This is a genomic window from Paenibacillus sp. FSL E2-0177 (assembly GCF_037992975.1).
GTDB lineage: Bacteria > Bacillota > Bacilli > Paenibacillales > Paenibacillaceae > Paenibacillus_AQ > Paenibacillus_AQ odorifer.
This window is the reverse complement of record NZ_CP150307.1, coordinates 3,647,547-3,667,152: the sequence shown is the minus strand read 5'-3', so window position 1 is coordinate 3,667,152 and position 19,606 is coordinate 3,647,547. Positions and strand designations below refer to the sequence as shown.

14 protein-coding genes are annotated in these 19,606 nt (G+C 42.2%); 3 read left to right on the top strand and 11 right to left on the bottom strand.

Annotation, left to right across the window (positions count from 1 at the left end):
* Window positions 1-70 precede the first annotated feature (70 nt).
* The 7 genes from MHI25_RS16335 to MHI25_RS16305 form a co-directional block, all read right to left on the bottom strand.
* On the bottom strand, window positions 71-1,690 hold the full coding sequence (locus MHI25_RS16335; protein ID WP_340393628.1) for a response regulator: 1,620 nt from the start codon (window positions 1,688-1,690) through the stop codon (window positions 71-73).
* 2 nt (window positions 1,691-1,692) lie between these two features.
* Complete coding sequence (locus tag MHI25_RS16330) at window positions 1,693-3,432, bottom strand: histidine kinase (protein WP_340393626.1); 1,740 nt, start codon at window positions 3,430-3,432, stop codon at window positions 1,693-1,695.
* A gap of 190 nt (window positions 3,433-3,622) precedes the next feature.
* Window positions 3,623-5,209, bottom strand: coding sequence for an extracellular solute-binding protein (locus MHI25_RS16325; RefSeq protein ID WP_340393623.1), 1,587 nt, complete (start codon window positions 5,207-5,209; stop codon window positions 3,623-3,625).
* A gap of 66 nt (window positions 5,210-5,275) precedes the next feature.
* On the bottom strand, window positions 5,276-6,145 hold the full coding sequence (locus tag MHI25_RS16320; RefSeq protein WP_036677077.1) for a carbohydrate ABC transporter permease: 870 nt from the start codon (window positions 6,143-6,145) through the stop codon (window positions 5,276-5,278).
* A gap of 13 nt (window positions 6,146-6,158) precedes the next feature.
* A complete protein-coding gene (locus MHI25_RS16315) occupies window positions 6,159-7,106 on the bottom strand; it encodes an ABC transporter permease subunit (RefSeq protein ID WP_036677080.1) in 948 nt (315 codons plus the stop codon).
* Between the two features lie 382 nt (window positions 7,107-7,488).
* Window positions 7,489-8,070, bottom strand: a complete 582-nt coding sequence (locus MHI25_RS16310; RefSeq protein ID WP_076279708.1) for a TetR/AcrR family transcriptional regulator — start codon at window positions 8,068-8,070, stop codon at window positions 7,489-7,491.
* 91 nt (window positions 8,071-8,161) lie between these two features.
* A complete protein-coding gene (locus MHI25_RS16305) occupies window positions 8,162-9,172 on the bottom strand; it encodes a fumarylacetoacetate hydrolase family protein (RefSeq protein WP_340393619.1) in 1,011 nt (336 codons plus the stop codon).
* A gap of 165 nt (window positions 9,173-9,337) precedes the next feature.
* Between MHI25_RS16305 and MHI25_RS16300 the strand changes: the two genes are divergently transcribed.
* Window positions 9,338-10,360, top strand: coding sequence for an MBL fold metallo-hydrolase (locus tag MHI25_RS16300; protein WP_312149996.1), 1,023 nt, complete (start codon window positions 9,338-9,340; stop codon window positions 10,358-10,360).
* A gap of 201 nt (window positions 10,361-10,561) precedes the next feature.
* Here the strand turns inward: MHI25_RS16300 and MHI25_RS16295 are convergent, their stop codons facing one another.
* The 4 genes from MHI25_RS16295 to MHI25_RS16280 form a co-directional block, all read right to left on the bottom strand.
* Entirely contained in the window at window positions 10,562-11,386 is an 825-nt protein-coding gene (locus MHI25_RS16295; RefSeq protein ID WP_076281795.1) for a hypothetical protein, read from the bottom strand.
* An 85-nt stretch (window positions 11,387-11,471) separates the two neighbouring features.
* On the bottom strand, window positions 11,472-12,065 hold the full coding sequence (locus MHI25_RS16290) for an RNA polymerase sigma factor (protein WP_076184897.1): 594 nt from the start codon (window positions 12,063-12,065) through the stop codon (window positions 11,472-11,474).
* A gap of 224 nt (window positions 12,066-12,289) precedes the next feature.
* Window positions 12,290-13,165 (bottom strand): stalk domain-containing protein, encoded by an 876-nt coding sequence (locus MHI25_RS16285; RefSeq protein ID WP_340391761.1) that lies wholly within the window; start codon window positions 13,163-13,165, stop codon window positions 12,290-12,292.
* A gap of 397 nt (window positions 13,166-13,562) precedes the next feature.
* Window positions 13,563-14,444 carry an AraC family transcriptional regulator gene (locus MHI25_RS16280; RefSeq protein WP_076126531.1) on the bottom strand — a complete coding sequence of 294 codons (882 nt, stop codon included), beginning with the start codon at window positions 14,442-14,444 and terminating at the stop codon, window positions 13,563-13,565.
* A gap of 117 nt (window positions 14,445-14,561) precedes the next feature.
* Here MHI25_RS16280 and MHI25_RS16275 point away from each other — a divergent pair, with 117 nt between their 5' ends.
* Together MHI25_RS16275 and MHI25_RS16270 are read left to right on the top strand one after the other, a co-directional pair.
* Complete coding sequence (locus MHI25_RS16275; RefSeq protein ID WP_340393613.1) at window positions 14,562-16,679, top strand: DUF5054 domain-containing protein; 2,118 nt, start codon at window positions 14,562-14,564, stop codon at window positions 16,677-16,679.
* Window positions 16,680-16,736: 57 nt separating this feature from the next.
* On the top strand, window positions 16,737-19,184 hold the full coding sequence (locus MHI25_RS16270; protein ID WP_076302960.1) for a hypothetical protein: 2,448 nt from the start codon (window positions 16,737-16,739) through the stop codon (window positions 19,182-19,184).
* Window positions 19,185-19,606 lie beyond the last annotated feature (422 nt).

Genomic DNA, 19,606 nt, shown 5'->3' with positions numbered 1-19,606 from the left:
ATCATGGTAATCCTTTTGCTCCCTTTTTTTTTACATGATTTCGCGAAAAAATCACACATTTTTTGCAACCTTAATTGGATTCATACCGTGTCATTTTTATCCGATATTGCTTAGGAGTATCACCCGTATATTCCTTAAATAATTTACAAAAATAACCTTCATTCACAATTCCTACTTCTTCGCACAATTCCAATATAGAATAATCCTGAACATTTAACAGCTCGAGAGCTAATTGGATTTTTTTACGATTGATGTAGCTGATAACGCCTTCATTCATTGTTTTTTTGAATAAGCTGCTAAAATACGATGGAGCTAAATTCACTTCCTCGGCAATCGCCTCGAGCGTTAATCGCTGTTTCAGATTTTTCTCTATAAACCGCATAGCACTCATGATTTCTATACGATGCAAAAGTTGGCCAGCGTGCACATATTCAAAGGTAAAGTCGCCAATATAGGCAAGCTGCTCCCGAAAGGCTAAAAATTCTATAGGAAACTCTGCTACTTCCGTGGCTAACTTGTTCCCCGATTTAAACTTCACAATAATGTCTCTGTATAAGTCTCTTAGCATAGGCGCCATGATGGACTTATGGATTTTATGGTCCGTAACAAATTGGTTCAGATCAGCAAATGCTTTCTCCAGCTCTTCCTTGGAAACCTTTCTTTTCACCCCAGCAAGAAAATCAGCCAATTTCTGCTGAACTTCTTCTTTTCTGTCATTATGGTACTGGAACCGATGCATGGGTGTTTTTACAACTTTCTCTGTATGATAATAGAAATCATCACTCACATTTTGTGCTTCCGTGTAAGCTTGTTTGATGGATTCCCAGCCTCGGTGCGGACCTCCAAAAGCGACGGATACTCTTTGATTCAAATATTGATGCAAATGGGAGACGATCTGCCCCCCCAATGTCTGGCAATCATATTCCGTTTCCAGATCACTGCGATTATTTTCCCAGGATAGAAAGCCAATAAAACGATTATCGGATAGATCCGCAGCTACACCACTGCCACCATTCATCACCGTTTCTTCGATTATATTTGTAATCGCATACCTCAATATGTTCTGATCAGACGCTGAATAATCATTTCGGAAACTTTCATACATATTCATCTCGACAATGAAGCAGCGATAGTTGGCTTGAAAGAAATGAAACTGCATACGATTGGCAAAATCTGATGCCCGATGAGAAGGGATTTCACCTCTGATAAGCTCGTTAAAAAATTGTTTGCGGACTCGATATTTATTTTCAAGCACGGATACGTTTAAAGATTGAAATTCCGCTTCTTTTTTCTTAACTTCATTTAAAATCCCGGCTGCCTTATCTAAAGCTCGATCCAAATCCGCATCTCTGAGCGGAACCTTAACAATGTACTCCAATACGTTGGCTTGAATAGCTCTCTGGGCGTATTCAAAGGATGAATAAGCGGTCAAAAGAATGAATTGGGTATGGGGAAGCTTTGGCTTTAGCTGCTCAATCATGGAAATCCCATCCATTCGCGGCATGACGATATCAGATATTACGATATCCGGCTTAAGCTTTACGATCTCCTCTATCCCCTTCAGCCCATTATTCGCTTTTCCCACTAAATGAAATCGCTTATCCCTAAGGGAGCGCTCGTGAAAAAACAATTCCAATCTCTGAATGATTAGATCTTCATCGTCAACAATGAAGCAGGTGTAGTCTCTCATCATCATGCATCTCCTTTAAACAAGCCTGCTGGGAATAAGGCGCGAACCCGGGTTATTTCCTTAGGTATGCTTATGATTTGGAGCCCGAACTGTTCTCCGTAGTGAAGTCTGATTCGGTCATGAATATTGTTTAACCCGATTCTTTTCCTTTTCAATTCCACATCCCCCGGTTCTGAAATTAAAATATGCTTTATTTTATCAGTTGGAATTCCCTCGCCCTGATCAACTACTTCTATGATGACGTTGCCACCCTCCCTGTACGCATGAATAGTAATAGGGCCTTCGATCCCCCCTCCGTTATAACCATGGAAGATACTATTCTCCACAAGGGGCTGCAACAGCATTCGAAAAACCGGAAAATCTATTAGCCCTGCTTCAATATTTTCGATTAAGTGGAAGTTTCGGTTATAGCGGATGTTCTGGATCGCGATATAGTCTGATACATTTTGCAATTCCTGACGCAGTGATACCTTCTCCGAAGCGTCGGCTATCCCATATTCCAATATTGAAATGAGAGACTCGATCACCACATCTACTTTCTCTATTTGTCCGAGTCGTATGACATTGCTGATAGAACCAAGCGTGTTATACAGAAAATGAGGGTTTATTTGAGACTGCAGCACTTGAATTTCCAGCTTTCGTTCAAGTTCGTTATGAAGCTCTGCTCCCCGAATCAGTTCCACAATTTGCTGCAGCATACGATCGAATGCTCGGGAGAGATCTCCAAACTCATCATTTCGGTTAATCGATATTGTAGTTGTGAGGGAGCCTTGCTCCACCCGCTTCATTTTTGTTTTGAGTGCATAGAGCGGGTTCCTTATATATTTGGCAATAAAGAAGGAAACGAACAGACTTAAGAGAAAACCAGCAGCTAGAAGCTCGATATAATAGGTTTCCAATCTGGATAAAGCAGCTTTCAAGCGTGATTCATCGTTGATTGAGATGATGGTCCAGTTGAATTTTTCAGTCGGTTTTTTTAGAAGGGAGACTTGAATCCCCTCCTTGGTGTGCAGTTGAAGGTTTGTTTCTGTAGTATCCAGAATTTCTTCTGCTGACGTTTCACCGATTGAAAAAGTATGATCTTGAACATTCAGGGGGCCTTTATTTTCCGAAAATCCGGCAATGATTTTTCCCGATGCGGTGATTAGAGCCAAATTCATTTGTTCTTTTTTATTAATCTTGAACAAGGTATCTTCAATGGCATTTAGATCTAAATCTACTGCAATGGCCATAGGAAACGGAGCACTGTTCAGATATCGGACCATCGTAACTGTCCAGCCGGAATATTTAGATTTGTAAGGATCACTGACAAATGTAATTCTTCTATTCTTGTCAGCTGCATTAAACAATGGTTCTCTTTCAGCTAAAGGTTCATCAAATATTCGGGTAGGTGTACTTCCGCCTAGAATAGATAAATCGTTTTTGATCAAATAAATATTACTGACGTAATTACTGTTGAGTTCATAGAGCTCTCTTAATTGCTTTTTAATCACGTCCGGATTGTCAATGTTGGCTTTCACCGATGACTCGACCGAGAACAGCATCGTCTGGAAGGAGGAAAAATTAACTGTGAAATACTGATCAATCTTATCAAGTATTTGGTTGGTGTAATAAATGTCAGAGGTTCTTATTTCCTTTTGGACATAACGATAAGACAATTGGCTTATCAAGATTATGCAGCTTAATACAAATGCAAACACGATAAAAAATAGTTTTAAAGGCAAGCTGATTCTTCTTCGCATCGATCATCTTCCTTTTAAATCTGTAATAAACAAATAATAGCATATGATAAGAAGAAACGCCTTCGGCGTCCTTTTTAAGGACGATAAGCGTTTCTTCGAAAAATAGAAGGATAAAGTATAAAGTAAAACTTATACTTTCTTATATTTCAATAAAGAGAGGGGCTAATTATAGCCGCTCTCTTCGTTTGATTTACTTGATTAAGCCTGCTTCTTTAAATTGCTTGATTACTGAATCTTTATACTTCTGCATGTCAAACTTAGATTCCAATGTATTAAGGAAATTGTCCCAGTTCGAAAGAGGCTCTTTGCCAGTCATAAATTTGACCAAGCTTTCATTAATGTAGCGTTGGCGGTCAGCAGCCAATGAATCGTTCGGGTCTTCAGTCAATAAATTCCCGGGCAACGTAGCCGCCACGTATTTCTGATTGTTCTCAAAAGCTTCTGCCGTCTTAGGATTCTGGAAGCTGAAGTACTCAGCATCATCACCACGACGCGGCATTCTATAATGATCGACCCATAAGTACTTTTCTTTCATTTCCTTTGATAATTCGGAGGTTTTATTTTTGATCTTGCCGTCTACCAAATCCCAATGAATCCCTTTAATTCCGTATGCAAAATTCGGATATGCGTCTTTGTCGGTAAAGAGATAATTCAGCATGGACAAGATCCGAATGATTTTGTCCTTATCCGCTTTCTTGGATATGGCCCATGAATTGCCTTGGAACGATTTTCTCTCTACAATTTGATCACCATAAGGACCTGTCATTGGAGGGATGACGATCCATTCCGGCACCTCTCCACTGATTTCTTTCATTTTTTGCTGATAATCTGGTTCCAGCCTGCGGGCATCTCTTATCATAAAGCCAACTTTACCCTTAAATAACTTTTGGTCCAATAAATCGGGAGTATTCATCGTCACCCAGTCTGGATCTACAACTTTAGCTTCCATCATTTTATTGATATAAGCGAGCGCTTCTTTCATTTTTGGGTCGGTAAACAGGAACACCGGTTCATTGTCTTTCACATCAATGGCTGAGGGAGGATTGACTCCAAACATCCACATCAAACTATCGAAGCCATAGGTTTGCAGATTGCCTTCTTTATTCATACCGCCTATGAATCCGTACGTATCATTTTTGCCATTGCCGTCCGGGTCTTTCTCTGTAAAGGCTTTCATAACTTCAAATAGCTCGTCAGGTGTTGTTGGCACTTCCATATTCAGCTTTTTCAGCCAATCATTACGGATAAAGAAGCTTCGACTAATACCGTTTACATTATCATAACCTGGAACTCCAATGGTTTTTCCCTGATAGGACATCGCCTCCCAGGAGTCGTTGCTAAAACGTTTCTGCAATTCAGGAAATTGATCCAGATACGGTGTCAAATCCGCAAGAACGCCTTGGTCATAATATTGCGCGAGATCAGCACGGCTCTTCAAAAAGATCAAATCTGGAATATCTCCGCCAGCAATGAGCGTATTTAATTTAGTCGTTGCTTGCCCTGATTGAGGAATCATCATTTCCAAGTCGATATTTACTGCTTTCTCCAACATTTGGCGTTGGATATCTTCTTCACGGGGAGGAATCGGAGCAGCAGCATTGAAAGTTCCTTGGTTAAACATCGAAATTTTCAATTTGGTTTCAAAGGGACTAGACTGGCCTTGTGAATTACCCGAAGCTGTCGATGTAACCTCTTTTTGTTCCCCACAGCCTGACAATACTGTTCCCACACCGACCATTGCTGTCAGAATAGCAAATGTAATCGCTTTACGTTGCATAATGACCTCTCCTTTGCTTCTATATTATCACGGTTTCCCCGTAACAACTCAGGTTGGAATATCTTTTTAACCTTTAACCGATCCCAAGAGCACACCTTTGGTAAAATGCTTTTGCATAAATGGGTAAACGATCAAAATCGGAACTGTAGTCACGACAACTGCTGCCATTTGTATAGCGAACGTACTAACAGCTCCGGTATTGGCAAGCGAATCAGCACTTTGTGTTGCGACGTTAAGCAGGATGTTGCGCAAGATCACTTGGAGCGGCATTAAGTTGGAATCATTGATATAAACAATAGCATCGAAGTAACTATTCCAATGCCCGACTGCGTAAAATAATGAAATTGTGGAAAGGACGGGCAAGGACAGAGGTAAAATGATCCGCCATAACGACTGAAGTTCACTTGCACCGTCTACCCTCGCTGATTCCTCGATTTCAGCAGGCAATTGCTCGAAAAAGCCTTTAATGATCACCAGATTAAATGCACTAATGAGATTTGGAATAATCAGTACCCACGGACTGTTTAGCAATCCCAGAGAGCGGACTAGTAAATAAGTCGGAATTAATCCTCCCCCAAACATCATGGTAAAGACAATGAATAGTAAAAATGGGCTGCGACCCGGCAAATATTTTTTGGATAACGGATATGCCGCGATTACCGTAAAGAACACATTGAGAGCAGTGCCTACAATCGTTCGAAACAATGTGATTTTATACGCCTGCCCAATACCATGAGAAATGAATACTTCTTTATAGGCTAGAAAGGTAAAGGTTTCTGGTATAATAACAATTCCTCTTCTTAGCACTTCCGATTCTGGCGTTACTGAAACAGCAACCACATATAGAAAGGGTAGTAAGCAAAGTAGAGCTAGCAAAATAAGAATAAAATAAACGAATGCTTGCCAGACCTTTTCTCCGATTGTCAAATTGATCATTTTGATAACCACCTCACCAAATTTGCCCATCGAATTTTTTGGCGAGCTTATTCGCTGCCAACACTAAAACAAATCCGATGACCGCTTTAAATAATCCCACAGCAGTAGCCAAGCCAATCTTAAGTCGCTCGAGCCCTTCACGGTATACCCATGTGTCGATAATGTCGATCTTCTCCTGATTAAAGCTGTTGGCAAACATGAATATTTGGTCAAAACCAGCATCCAGAATATGGCTTAATTTAAGGATCAGCATCAGAATCATCACGCCTCGAATGCCGGGAAGTGTTACATGCCATAGCTGTCTCCACTTGGAAGCGCCATCAATTCTAGCCGCTTCATATAAGCTTGGATCGATTCCTGCTAATGCTGCAAGGTACAATATCGCTCCCCATCCAATATCCTTCCATATTTCAGATAAGATGATCAGCAGTCTGCCCCAGGCAGGTTCCGTTAGGAATGAGATGGGTTCAACTCCAGTTTCCTTCAAGATCATGTTAAAAAGACCATCCCCTGGGGCTAATAATGCCACCATCATTCCATAAACAATGACCCATGATAGAAAGTGGGGTAAATAAGTGATCGTTTGTACGATTTTCTTAAACCATTGGGTATAAACTTCATTGAGCAGCAAAGCAAGTATGATAGGAGCTGAGAAACCGAACAACAGCTTATACAGGGATATGATAATCGTATTTCTCATGATGTCCCAGAAATAAACGCCGTTCATAAAATCTGTGAAATTTCTAAATCCCACCCATGGGCTATCCCATAGTCCCAAAGCTAGGTTATAGTTTTTAAAGGCAATAATGATTCCCGCCATAGGAATGTATTTGAATACGGCAAAGTAAACTAATGCCGGGAACAAGAGAGCGTACATCACTTTATACTTTTTTATCGTCCTTATCCATGAGTTCCGCTTTTTGGGGAGGGGAATGGCGTCCGCTGCCAATTTTGCTTGCATATCATCACCTCGTCTTTATTTGTATTTGTATAATAGCATCCCCCTATTGGATAAATTTCTGTAATTTCAAGAATTTCTTATAAGATATTAAGTAAGTACAGCCCTGGATAATTCCAATGCAATAGGCATGATTGTCTTGATTTAAAGCTGTACAATAACTCTGGCTCGAAAGTTTGAGTATAGACCAAATACAATCCTGAGGTCCCAAACAAAAAAAAGCCCTAGAAAAAATTGGGCTTAATTTAATGAGTCATGTTTTTTATATAATGCATCCACGTATTTTATTTTCCATTACTAAAAACTACATTCATGAGCAAAAAAAAGGTATCCTCCATCCCTGTTCACGTAAGATTAGACTTCCCAATATATAAATCAATAATGCTTATGACTGGGCTAAAATTCCTTTAACAAACAATGAGACACTATGCTTGTAGAACTCTTCCTCGGTGACGAATTGGGATTGATATTGCCGGTGAATCAGCTCGCTCATCTGAAATCCGTAGCACATCGAGAGAAAAGACATTGCGACAAGACGCTCATCCTGTCTGGCGATAACTTTTTTCTTCTGCAAGCGTTCAAAATATTCAACCAGCAAGGAGTGAAGCTTCGCCGGCGGATCGGCGAGCATTCTGTCTAATTCGGGAAGCATTCCTTTGTCGCGGATGCCAATCAAAATGATGTCCGCATTTTTATGGAAAAATAAACGGTACTGCTGACTTACATTCAGCAGATCGACTTCCGGATTATCGGTCGCTTCCTCTTTTAACAGCTTCTCAAATTGCGGAATATCCGAATGTCTTTCAATGATGGCTTCCAATATGCCTTGCTTGCTTCCAAATTGCCGAAAAATCGTAGATTCATTGACTTTAGCTTCCGTTGCAATGGCTTTGGTGCTTACTCCCCGATAGCCATTCTTTTTGATGAGCTGTGTCGCGGCTTCAATGATTCTGTCTGAAGTTTGCATTGTAGTTCTCCTTTTGCATATGTTAATCCTATTCTACTACAAGTTCTGCATATGCAGCAGGGTCGGGGTTCATCATTTTGATAAACGTTTTTTAAGGCAAATCGCTTCTTTTTTCCCAGCGGCTTGGTTCCGTAATCTTGATATGATCAGGCACCAATTGCGTGAGCGTGCCTAATTTATCAAATGTAATCTGGATTCGGTCAGAGGGCAACAGCCATTCTTCGGTCTCGATTGCGCAGCAATCCGGTATCGTCCCCATTCCTATAATCGTGCCCGGGAGCGGCGTGAAAACTTTGAGAACCTCCTCCATCACTTTTGCAGGGTGTGCAGAATACTCGGATGTGCTCCCCTTCCAGTGCAGTCTCTCCCCGATGCATACATTCACATCCAGTACCAGCGGATTGTCGATTTCATCCGGCGTAACCAGAAATGGCCCTATGCCTTTGCTGCGATCAAAATCTTTGCAGCGCGTCGGTCCGGTCAGCCCCTGGAAATCCGGCCATTGCACATCACGGACAGTACTGTCATTAAAAATAACATAACCTGCAATGCAGTTCTCCATCCCTGTAACAAAGGCCAGCTCCGGCTCAATATCCAGGTAGGAAGAGTACGAAGGCCAATGAATTGTATCTCCATCGCCAATTAATGCATTATGGTTACATTTGTAATAACTGAAAGTTACTTTATTCGGATCTTGCTGGAATTTTTCAGTGATTTTTTGTTTAAGCTCTTCTCTTTCCGACCCTGTATATTCTCTTTGCAGCAGATTTACGCCAGCATTTCTCAGATGTCTTGGCGTCAGCCCGAAATCGATAAGCGCAGCCGGATTTGGAACTGGCGGCAGCAGTTTTACTGCTACAATCGGGCAGATTTCATTTTCATTAAATTGATGCGACTGTTCGACAGCATATTGCATCAATTCCTTAGCGGCATCATAACTTGCCGGCAAATAATGAAGATAGCTGTCCATACTTTCAAGACTGTCAACGAATGTTCCCTGCTTTTTCATGATTGCGGCAAAAGACACGACAAATTTCTCGTTAATTACAAGCCCAAACAAAGGTTCCTGGGATATTTTGGTTTGAAAGGTTACTAGCTTCATGTTGCAGCGCCTCCATACATGTAGTGTGATGTTGTTCTGTTACTATCATATCGTACAGCATAAATGCATGCAAGTACATGCTTGCATTTTTGTTTTCCGTTCTCTATAATAAAGCCATAGTCAGTATGCCTTATCCTAAAAACATATACGTAAAGGAGAATTTTTATGAAGTATGGACGTATTATCCAAAAACCTCGCGTTAAATTTTTTGAAGTCGCAGATGGCGTCTTTGCTGGTATTTCGCCGTATCGTGGGATCAGTTGGGCCAATGCCGGATTCATCAACAAGGGTGATGGGTTGGTGTATGACACGTTCTTCGATTTGTTCCATGCGCGGGAAATGCGGGAGGCTTTTATGGAAGTAAGCAACGGCGGCTCTCCCGCATATGTGGTGAACTCGCACTATAACAGCGACCATGCCTGGGGAAACAAAGTGTTTGAAGATGCTTGTATTATTATGCACAAGGAAGCCTCTAGAGAGCGTCTCACCGAAAATATCTCTTGGATGGACAGCGTCATCAGAAGAGGAAAGAATTCTCCGGAATCGACTCCGGGCGAGCGGTTTTTTGCAGCGGAATTTGAAGGATTTGACCTGGAAGGCGTAGAATGGGTGCTCCCGAATATTGAGATAAAGGACGATATCAACATCCGTCTTGGCGATACAGAAGTTATGATTCAGAACGTAGCTCCAGCCCACTCTGATAGTGACTTACTGTTGTGGATGCCAAAAGAAAAAGTACTGTTCGCTGGCGATGTCGTGTTTAATGGTTGTACGGCATACAGCGAAGAGGGAACCCTCAATTGGGTTAAAGTGCTTGATCGCATTATTGATGAAATTAAACCCGAAATCGTTGTTCCAGGGCATGGCGCCATTTGCGGCTTGGATTTCGTAAAGGAGCAGAGAGACTACCTCTTGAACCTGATCAGCGAGTTCAACAAGCATTACAATGACGAAATCGATTCCTTGTCCCTGACCAAGCAAATGGATATTTCCCGCTTCCTTCATTGGATTCAGCCAGAACGCTTGTATGTTACAGTGGATATCCTATTGAAAAGCAAACGAGGGTTACCACCCCATCCAGTTTGGAATGAGGTGCCTGCTAAGCTGGAAGACATGAAAGCTTTTTTGGCTGGAAAATATGACAATCAGATCAAGCCATGGGACCCTATGAGTGTTTGGCAAGAATAGCAATTTACAGCTAACCTATGAAAAACAAAAAAACGGCCCTGTCGCAAATGATGCGAACAGCGGCCGTTCTTTTGCATTGTTCCACGGAATTAAAATCGGTGCTTAGAAACGATTATGATAAAAAATGAAGAAGGACTATGGTTTACTAGAGGGGAATCCCCCCAATTGGATGGGAGGAGATTCCCGTTGTTGTTGTATTTATTATTCCAAATAGCCTTCGGCAAGTTTCATTAGGGTTTCTTTGCTTACTTTATTTAGGTCACCCCGTAAAGTATAGGCGTATTTCACCTTTTTGTCTGGGCTCTCGTATACCCATTTCAGCTCGTGCGTCTGCGAAGGAGCAAATTCTGTATGCAGCATCTCTACTCCCTTCACTTGAACCTTCTCCTGCTTAAATTCAACCTTCTCGTCAATATACATTGTAGGATCGCTCTTTCCACTCAGATTAGTGATATCAACCCCGATTTTATCTTCGCCATTTTGATACGTAGCAAAGAGAAGGAAAAACTGATCTGTCATTTCAACCGGCATCATGGCATATCCCTGATTGGATTCTTCCGCCTGCCTTCTCAGCTTTTCTGCCATTTTCTTTTTTTCTTCCGAAGAAGGAGGATTCACTTCCTGAGCATTTTTAAAGATTACGTCCGCCTTTTGGAATGTATAATTTCCATTGATGTTGTCTGCGATCTTAATGGATTTATCCGTAATCTTATCGCGCAATTGAGATGGATCATGGAAGATCGTCAACTTTGTTCCAAGATCTGTTTGATGATTCGGGTTATTGGCAACCATATAGAACAGCCCAGCTTCCCCGTTCTTAAGCACCTTTTCCTTCACTTCAAAAAATGCCTTGAACCGCGCTGCCTCATCTTTCGTTTCTGTTTTTACGTAATCTTTTGTAGATTTAGTTTCATATACGACTTTGCCATCTTTATTGGTCAAAGAATGATATTGAACTGCCGCATAACCCGTGGAGGCCATTAACATCATCCCTACACACGCAGTCAGAACAACTTTATATTTCATAAAAAACCTCTCCTTTTCTTTTGGCTTAGCATGTATTATTCTCATTACTTTTCCTGTCAAGTCGGCGTCGGGAATGCGCGCGTCATCAAACAGTTTTTTCAAATCCCGATCCCTGTCCATATTCATACACTCCCACTCCCTTCACTTGCGCATAATACTTTCGAAATTTTGCAGATGTACGTTCGTATCTTTTACGAAGGCTGGCGCTGTTTTTACCGAGAATCAATCCGATCTCCTGATAGCTTTTATCCTCGACACAACGTAAGATTAACAAATTACGCTCTTCCGCCGATAATTTTGCCATGGCCTGATGTACGGATTCATCAAAATAGTTGGCTTCAATATGCAAATCGACTTCATTATTTTCTTTCTCATCTTGGTAAAAGAAAGGCAAATATTTCACCAACTTTCGCTTACGGATGATGTCGATACATTGATGGTAGGCAATCTTGTATACCCAGGCACCAAAATCCATCTGATATTGGGTATATTTTTTCAAGGTGCGGAAGGTCTTCAAAAATACCTCCTGTGCGTTTTCCTCGGCTTCGGCATAATTGCCCAGCATGTGATAACAGTAGAGAAAAATCGGTTTTTGATAAATCTCCATGATTTTCTCGAATTGTTCTGTGTTCCCATCCAACACATCTGCAATGATCTGATTTAACTCCGTATCATTCAAGCTGTCTCCCCCCCTTTCACTCTATACAACGAAGAGCTCGACCTAAAATGTGACAGCAATAAAAATCTCAAGAATAAATCTTCTTTATTAACCCCTCGTTTTTTAGCATCTCCCTTGGCACATATAGCTTTTCAAACTTTAATGTTAATAAACATAACAAAGAAGCCCTTCTTGTGAGGGCTTTCTTTGTTTTTCTTACTCAAATATCAGGAGCCTATGAATAATTATTGAGGTTGAAAATCTGAGAACCCTGAGATTAGTACCCTCAACCCCTTGCTGACGCTATCGACCTTCCATACACCATTCGTAAATACGAGAGTGATCGTACGATCCTCGGCATATTGATCTTCTCCTGTTAGACCATTTGCCAATATAACCGATTGCGCAAGCGTGGCTAAAGTCTTGTTAATGTATACTGGCGACGAGGCAGGCGATTCATAGGTACTAGCTGTATTCAAGCCTTTATTTTGAACGATAGACTTAATTAATTTATCGGTAAAGTACGGTTTGAAGTAGGAACTAATATTTTTAATTGAAGAGATATCAGCTGCTTGATTTAATTTATCGGAGAGTTGTTTTAACCGTGGATCCATAATTTTCTGCTTATCAGAGATTTGAATAGGTTGTTGCTCCATGTTGACTACGAGTTCCTTACCCCCCAATGTTATGGTCGCCTGCTTAGACTGTTGGTTCCATAAGACATTTGCACCTAGCGATTGACCGACAAAGCGTAGCGGAACATAGGTTGTTCCTTTAATGACCTGCGTGGCAGTATCTATATCAATATATTCCCGGTGCGGAATATCCGGGTTATCTGTAGTCGGTGGTGATTCAATAATTGCGCGTTTGAAATTTGCAGCAAGCCAGAGGGTCGAGTCTCCATTTTTAATCTTTACTTCTTTCTCCGTTTGAAACCATTCCACACTTGCGCCTAAATTTTCTGAAACAGCTCGTAACGGAATGAGAACTCGACCGTTGTTAATTTGGCCGTTATTTATGATCGTAGGTTTGGATGTATCCGCTGCAAAGCTATGCACCGGTATTACTGGAAGCACAAGTAAAGCTGAGGCAAATAAGGAAATCATCAATTTTTTCTTCATAATAAAACCTCCCATAATAGATTTATCTTAATAATAGAAGTTTTCCTTTCTTATTTTGTTTGAGTTGTTTGAATACCCAAATTGTTATAAGTTTATCCAATATTTATACACTATTACATGCAACGAATCTAGAGAAACTTCCATACTATTAATGAGCTGTAGCGTAAGCGATGCTGTATCTCAGAATCGCGTCCGTAGAAACATCAACAAATTGCCGAAAGCTTTAAGCGCTTTATTTGACTTGAAAGATTTAAGTACATCCAATGCGCTAGTTGAGAAGCACTGTCCGGGCCGGCGTTCGAGAATAAACCTGTTCATCAAGTCCTGCCGATCAATCTTTAAGTTCATATGACCACTCCGTTATATGACGAGTGTTTTCAAAATTTCAATACCAAATTCATCGCTGCATATTCTGCTTTCTCCAGGCCTTCGGTGTCACCCCTATCATTTTTTTAAATACTGTAGCAAAATGCTGACTTGTCTTAAATCCAAGTTCCATGGCAATATCCGTGATGGACATCTTCGATTCCTTCAGCATCTGGCTTGCACAATCTATACGAACTCGTTCCATATACACTATAGGCGATTGTCCATTCGTCTCTCGGAACACACGATAGAAATGCGACTCACTCAACCCGAACTCCTTTGCAAGCTGTTCAATTGAATAACGAGCAGATGGATTCTGCTGAAGTCTGTCCTTCAGCTGCTGCGTGTAGGTATGCATGTTTGGGGAATGCACAACAAGCTGCGAATGATGAAATAGATGCAGCAAAATTTCCATGACATAATGCCGAAGTTGAAATTCCAGCAGTACCGTACTCTGGTTCTGTAGAAGCTGCTTCAATTGTTTGAAATAGACGACAACGTCCTTGCTGACCAATTGAATGCGTGGACAGTTCTGCATCCAATTAACGAAGATCTGACGCTCCTCCTCTTGAAGCCCGAACCATTCCTTGTTTCGGGCTGGGTCGCGAATAATCATCCACCAAATGGTGGATGGACCAATATAATCAAATTTGGCACGGTGCCGCTCCCCCGGACTTGTATGTATAACTTGCTGGGCATTCGTATGGTATGTTTCGTCTCCGATCTCCCAGTCGACAGCCCCCTGATCAACATAGACGAATTCGTATGCATCCTCATGCACATGATTCGTTAAAGGCATCGCTTTGCTAAAATGGTCATACCCCATTAACAATAAATCCTTTACTCGAGCCGAGTTGCCATTCTCTCCCTCTATGACATATACCCACCGTTCATTTTTGATATGATTCGCCACAATCTATACTCCACCTCTGCATGATTTGTTTCTGATCCTATTCAATATAAATCGAAAAGTCAAATGAGATAAATTGCTATACACTGAAATCGTGATTATGAGGAAGGAGCGATGAACTTGAATCAGAGCGCAACACACATTCACGTTATATTCAAAACACACTTGGATATTGGCTACACGGATTTCGCGAAAAATGTGACGGACCGATATATGGGGCAACTTTTTCCAAGTGCGATTCAAACAGCGAAATATTTTGCCGAGAACCCGGAGAAAGGTTCCTTTATCTGGACAACGGGCTCATGGTTAATCCATCATCTATTAAAGCACGGTTCCGACGAAGTAAGACAACAAGTCGAAGAAGCGATTGCAAAGGATTATTTAAGATGGCATGGTCTTCCTTTCACCACATATACCGAGTTATATGATCGCGAATTGCTTGACTATGGCATTCAAATGGCGACGCGACTTGATGAGCGATTTGGCAAGCGTACGATCGCAGCCAAAATGACGGACGTTCCCGGTCATACACGCTCGTTAATCACGCATATGGCAAAGGCTGGTCTAAAGTATTTGCACTTAGGCGTTAACCCTTCCAGCTATGTTCCTCACGTTCCTGAAATGTTCTTATGGCGAAATACGGACGGATCTGAAATTGTTGTCCACTACAGCAAAGATTACGGCACAACCTTTGACATCGAAAGTTTGAACGATATCCTTTACTTCGCGCATACCCATGATAATCATGGCCCTTCTACGGTGCAGCAGATTGAAGCTGAGTTCGCCAAGCTGCGAGAAGCTTATCCGCAGGCAGTGATACAAGCTTCCACATTAGACCAGTATGCCGAAAAGGTATGGGCTATTCGTAATACCTTAACTGTCGTAGAAGAAGAAATCGGCGATAGCTGGATTCACGGTTCTTCCACCGACCCTTACAAATTAGCATGTTACCGAGAATTGCTACGCTTGAAGAGTAAGTGGCTGCAAGAAGGGGCGTTAACAGACAGCGATGAAGAATATCGCAATTTCTGTGATGAGTTAATTATGATTCCTGAGCATACGTGGGGTGTAGATATCAAAAGATATCTTGCAGATTATATCCACTATGGTAAAGATGACTTCCAAGAAGCGCGCAAACGCGATAAGGTCGATATCAACTTAAACCCGCTGGAATATCGGTTCTACGAAATGAACTCCCGCGCTGAAATGATTGAAATGTTTGGTGAGGAAGCCGATGCCAAGCTGAATGCACGTTCCTTTAGTCTTATAGAGAAGTCTTGGCAGGAACAGCGTGAATACTTGAAACAAGCAATCCAAGCACTTCAACCTGAACGACAAGAGAAAGCCGAAGTTGCCCTGCTCGCGTTGAAACCATCTCGTAGCACTCTAACGGATGCAACTATCTTATCAAGTGACCAGCCTTATGTATTAGGAGATTTTGAGGTTGTGTTTGAGGATAGTGGCGCAATTGTCGGACTGAAAGATGCTCGCGGTCGGGCATGGGCCGGTCCAAAAAATCAAATTGGTTTATTCTCCTACGAAACTTATTCGCAGGCCGATTATGACCGATGGTATCGTGAATATCATCTCAGATGGAGACATACGCATGTGTGGGCAACCGGAGATTTTGGGAAACCAGGGATGGACTTAACCCACGAGTGGATAGCACATGAAGTTATGACACCAAGGCTTCAGTCCTTGCAGGCTGTCTTTTGTGAAGAGCAGGATGTCGTGCTTGCAAACCTACGTATGCCGAGAGCGGCATGTGAGCGTATGGGCGCTCCACGGGAATTAACGCTTGAGTATGTCTTTAAAAAACATACGCATACAGTGGAATGCAAGCTGCAGTGGTTTGACAAAGATGCCTATCGCCTTCCTGAAGCTTCTTGGATGAGCTTTAATCCGATCGTGAACAATCCAAATCAATGGAAGCTGGACAAAATCGGACAACTCATCTCACCTTTGGATGTCGTTCAAGGTGGAAATCGCAACATGCATGCGGTTCAGCAAGGGATGTACTATGCAGCAGCAGATGGAAAAGTGCAAATCGATACGTTGGATGCTGCACTTATCTGTCCTGGGAAGCCACGCTTGCTTCAGTTTGATCATACTTTTGCTCCGCTTACCGGAGGTATGCATGTGAATTTGCATAACAATGTATGGGGAACGAACTTCCAAGCATGGTATGAAGAAGATGCTTTGTTCCGCTTCAAGCTGTATTTTCAATCACATATATAATTTCCCTTCGTTTATATCTCGATTCGATAATCCTGTAATTCCGAAAGGAGCTCTACGATGAATCAGCACAAACCTTGGACAATTTACGTCATTCAACATTCCCATACCGATGTCGGCTATACCGAGCGTCAAGAAAAAATTCGTCAATATCATGTCAATTATATTCGGCAGGCTCTGCAAATTGTACGTGATATTGAGAGCGGCGCCAGACCTGACTTAAAAGGCTATAAGTGGGTATGTGAAACCTATTGGCCTGTTGAATCCTTCCTATTGAAAGCCACAGACATAGAAAAAGAAGAACTCGCTCATGCGGTGAAGAAAGGTTATATCGGTCTCTCCGGCACCTATCTCAATTTCGGTGAGCAATTAAATCAAGAGATACTCTCTATCATGATTAAGCGGATAACAGATTATGGACAATCGATTCAATTCCCGGTACGTTCTGCGATGACGGCAGACATTACAGGCTTTGGTTGGGGATACAGTCAAGTGCTGGCGGATGCAGGCATCGAGAATTTGATTACATGTATTCATACGCATCATTCCATGTTTCCACTGTGGAAGAAGCAGATTCCGTTCTGGTGGGAAACGCCGAAAGGAGATCGTATTCTCACCTGGAGCGGTGAGCATTACATGTTCGGCAATGATCTTGGATTGACCCCAGGCATTGGCGGATCTTATACGATTCGCGATGATCATGATGTCCGAAACGGTGTATCCTTTGAAGTGGCCGAAGCACGTTTTGATCGTTATTTACAGCAATTGGTTGCTGATGGTTACACGTTCCCGTTCGTACCGGTGATGGTGTCCGGACTTCCTACCGACAACGGCTCGCCGAACGCAGCGTTGATGGATTTTGTGAATCCATGGAATGAGAAGCATGGCGAACGCATCCGGATTCAACCGGCGACCTTGGACGATTTCTTTGCAGATTTGAGAGCTTATGCAGAGGAGCATCCCGAGGAAATCGAGACCTTCCGTGGGGACTGGCCAGATTGGTGGACAGATGGCTCGGCGACGACGCCGATGCATGTACAGATTTTCCGTGAAGCACAGCGTGTCTATACAAAGGTGAAGCTATTAGATCCCGCATGCGAGATCGTCTCCAAAGAACGTCTTGAAGCAATGGAATATGAGCTAGCGCTATTCGCTGAGCATACATGGGGTTATCATTCCTCGGTCACCGAACCTTGGAATCCGTTCGTTCAAGAGCTTGGCTGCAGGAAAGAAGCCTATGCGGCCAATGCCAGCTCACTCGCTCATACCGCTTTATACGACATCCTTGAGGCTCGCGGTGACGCTTTGCTTCGTCCTAATTGTCCAATGAAATTTGAGTTATATAATCCTAATGATTTTTTGCAAACTGATTATGCTGAACTCATTATGGAAGGCTGGAATATATCGGAATTGAAGAACGGTTTTGAAGTCATGGATGAATCGACGGGCACTGAATATGAGGTGCAAATGGTTACAGGGCACCGCGGTGTCATCCTTACCATTCCGGTAACGCTTCAGCCAAAGCAGCAGGTACAATTGACGATCAAGTCTCTTATCAATCACAAACCTGTAACTGCGTATCGAACAGATTACGTAGGCTCGGATCGTATGTTGGATATCATCCCGCCAGTCGCACCGAAGCTTCAGGTTACGCCGAAATATATGGAATCGCAATACGTAAGACTTGAATGGGAGATCGGTGCTGGCATCACGAAATGGATCGACAAGACCGTGAATCAGAACCTGCTTCGTGCAGATCGGAATCACCATGCATTTTCTCCTGTTTATAATGTGACTCGGGCAGCTAACGAATTTGGTATGTATGATGTTCGGCGCAAGATGGGACGCAATCGTAGAGGCCCTGATGCAATTACTTCTGTGGGAACACTGGTTAATGTTGATATTGTTGAAAAAGGCGCACTATACGCTAAAGTTCGTCTGACATACAGCGTCAATGGCTGCAGTCATTATTCCTTACTTGTCACCTTATACAGTGATCGTGCGCGAATTGATGTTGCCGTACGCATGCATAAGGAAAGTGTATGGGACCCAGAAAATCTATACATTTCTCTTCCGTTCGGAAGTGCTCCCTCTTCACCGCAGCAAGAACTATGGATTGAAAAAACCGGTGCGTCAGTACGACCGCGTATCGACCAACTCCCGGGTTCCCTTGCCGATTTCTACTGTGTTGATGAGGGTGTGGCGTATATCAGTGAAGGACGAGGGATTGCGATTGCCATGCCGGACACGCCGCTGATTCAAATCGGTTCATTAGACTATGAGGATCGTCTTCTGAGCGGCCATCCGGAGCTTGCCCATGATCCAGCCCACCTGTACTCATGGCCCATGAATAATTATTGGGAGACAAACTTTAAGGCGACACTGGGAGGATTCTATGAATTCCGATATTATGTTACTTGGGGTGAGGAACTTCATACCCCAGAATCTGCAATGAAGGCGTGCAGGAGCATGAACGCGGGTATCCTGTCTTGGAGAACAAATTTATAAGCAATAATCATTGAAAATAATCTCCCTACAAGATGTCTCTTCTGCCTTAACATAGTAAACTAAAAAGTTGATCTGCAAAATAGATCAACTTTTTAGTGTCACGTAAATTGAGGGCTTCTCCGAGATTAAACCTCCCCATCGTTCAACATGCCATCATTAATGGATATAATGGATATTTTACTGTTTAATTTTATATATTGCTTCTTCCAGACGTTCCAATTTACGTGTGCTAATACAATTTGAGCCGGTTTAGCGTTTTTCTCTGAAGCGATTTTTACTACCAGTTTTTGAAGAACTGCTCATCGTTTAAGACAAACGTGGATTATAGTCTAGGCGAGAATCGCAAAACAGGCTAAAGAACTGCTCCCGATATTACACCGGAAGTTATTCTTTAGCCTGTTGCTTGGTAAGATTGATCGAAT

Bases quoted from the DNA above. Each gene is read 5' to 3' on its own strand.
- MHI25_RS16335 (WP_340393628.1), bottom strand. From the start codon at position 1,690: ATGAGAGACTACACCTGCTTCATTGTTGACGATGAAGATCTAATCATT.
- MHI25_RS16330 (WP_340393626.1), bottom strand. From the start codon at position 3,432: ATGCGAAGAAGAATCAGCTTGCCTTTAAAACTATTTTTTATCGTGTTT.
- MHI25_RS16325 (WP_340393623.1), bottom strand. From the start codon at position 5,209: ATGCAACGTAAAGCGATTACATTTGCTATTCTGACAGCAATGGTCGGT.
- MHI25_RS16320 (WP_036677077.1), bottom strand. From the start codon at position 6,145: ATGATCAATTTGACAATCGGAGAAAAGGTCTGGCAAGCATTCGTTTAT.
- MHI25_RS16315 (WP_036677080.1), bottom strand. From the start codon at position 7,106: ATGCAAGCAAAATTGGCAGCGGACGCCATTCCCCTCCCCAAAAAGCGG.
- MHI25_RS16310 (WP_076279708.1), bottom strand. From the start codon at position 8,070: ATGCAAACTTCAGACAGAATCATTGAAGCCGCGACACAGCTCATCAAA.
- MHI25_RS16305 (WP_340393619.1), bottom strand. From the start codon at position 9,172: ATGAAGCTAGTAACCTTTCAAACCAAAATATCCCAGGAACCTTTGTTT.
- MHI25_RS16300 (WP_312149996.1), top strand. From the start codon at position 9,338: ATGAAGTATGGACGTATTATCCAAAAACCTCGCGTTAAATTTTTTGAA.
- MHI25_RS16295 (WP_076281795.1), bottom strand. From the start codon at position 11,386: ATGAAATATAAAGTTGTTCTGACTGCGTGTGTAGGGATGATGTTAATG.
- MHI25_RS16285 (WP_340391761.1), bottom strand. From the start codon at position 13,165: ATGAAGAAAAAATTGATGATTTCCTTATTTGCCTCAGCTTTACTTGTG.
- MHI25_RS16270 (WP_076302960.1), top strand. From the start codon at position 16,737: ATGAATCAGCACAAACCTTGGACAATTTACGTCATTCAACATTCCCAT.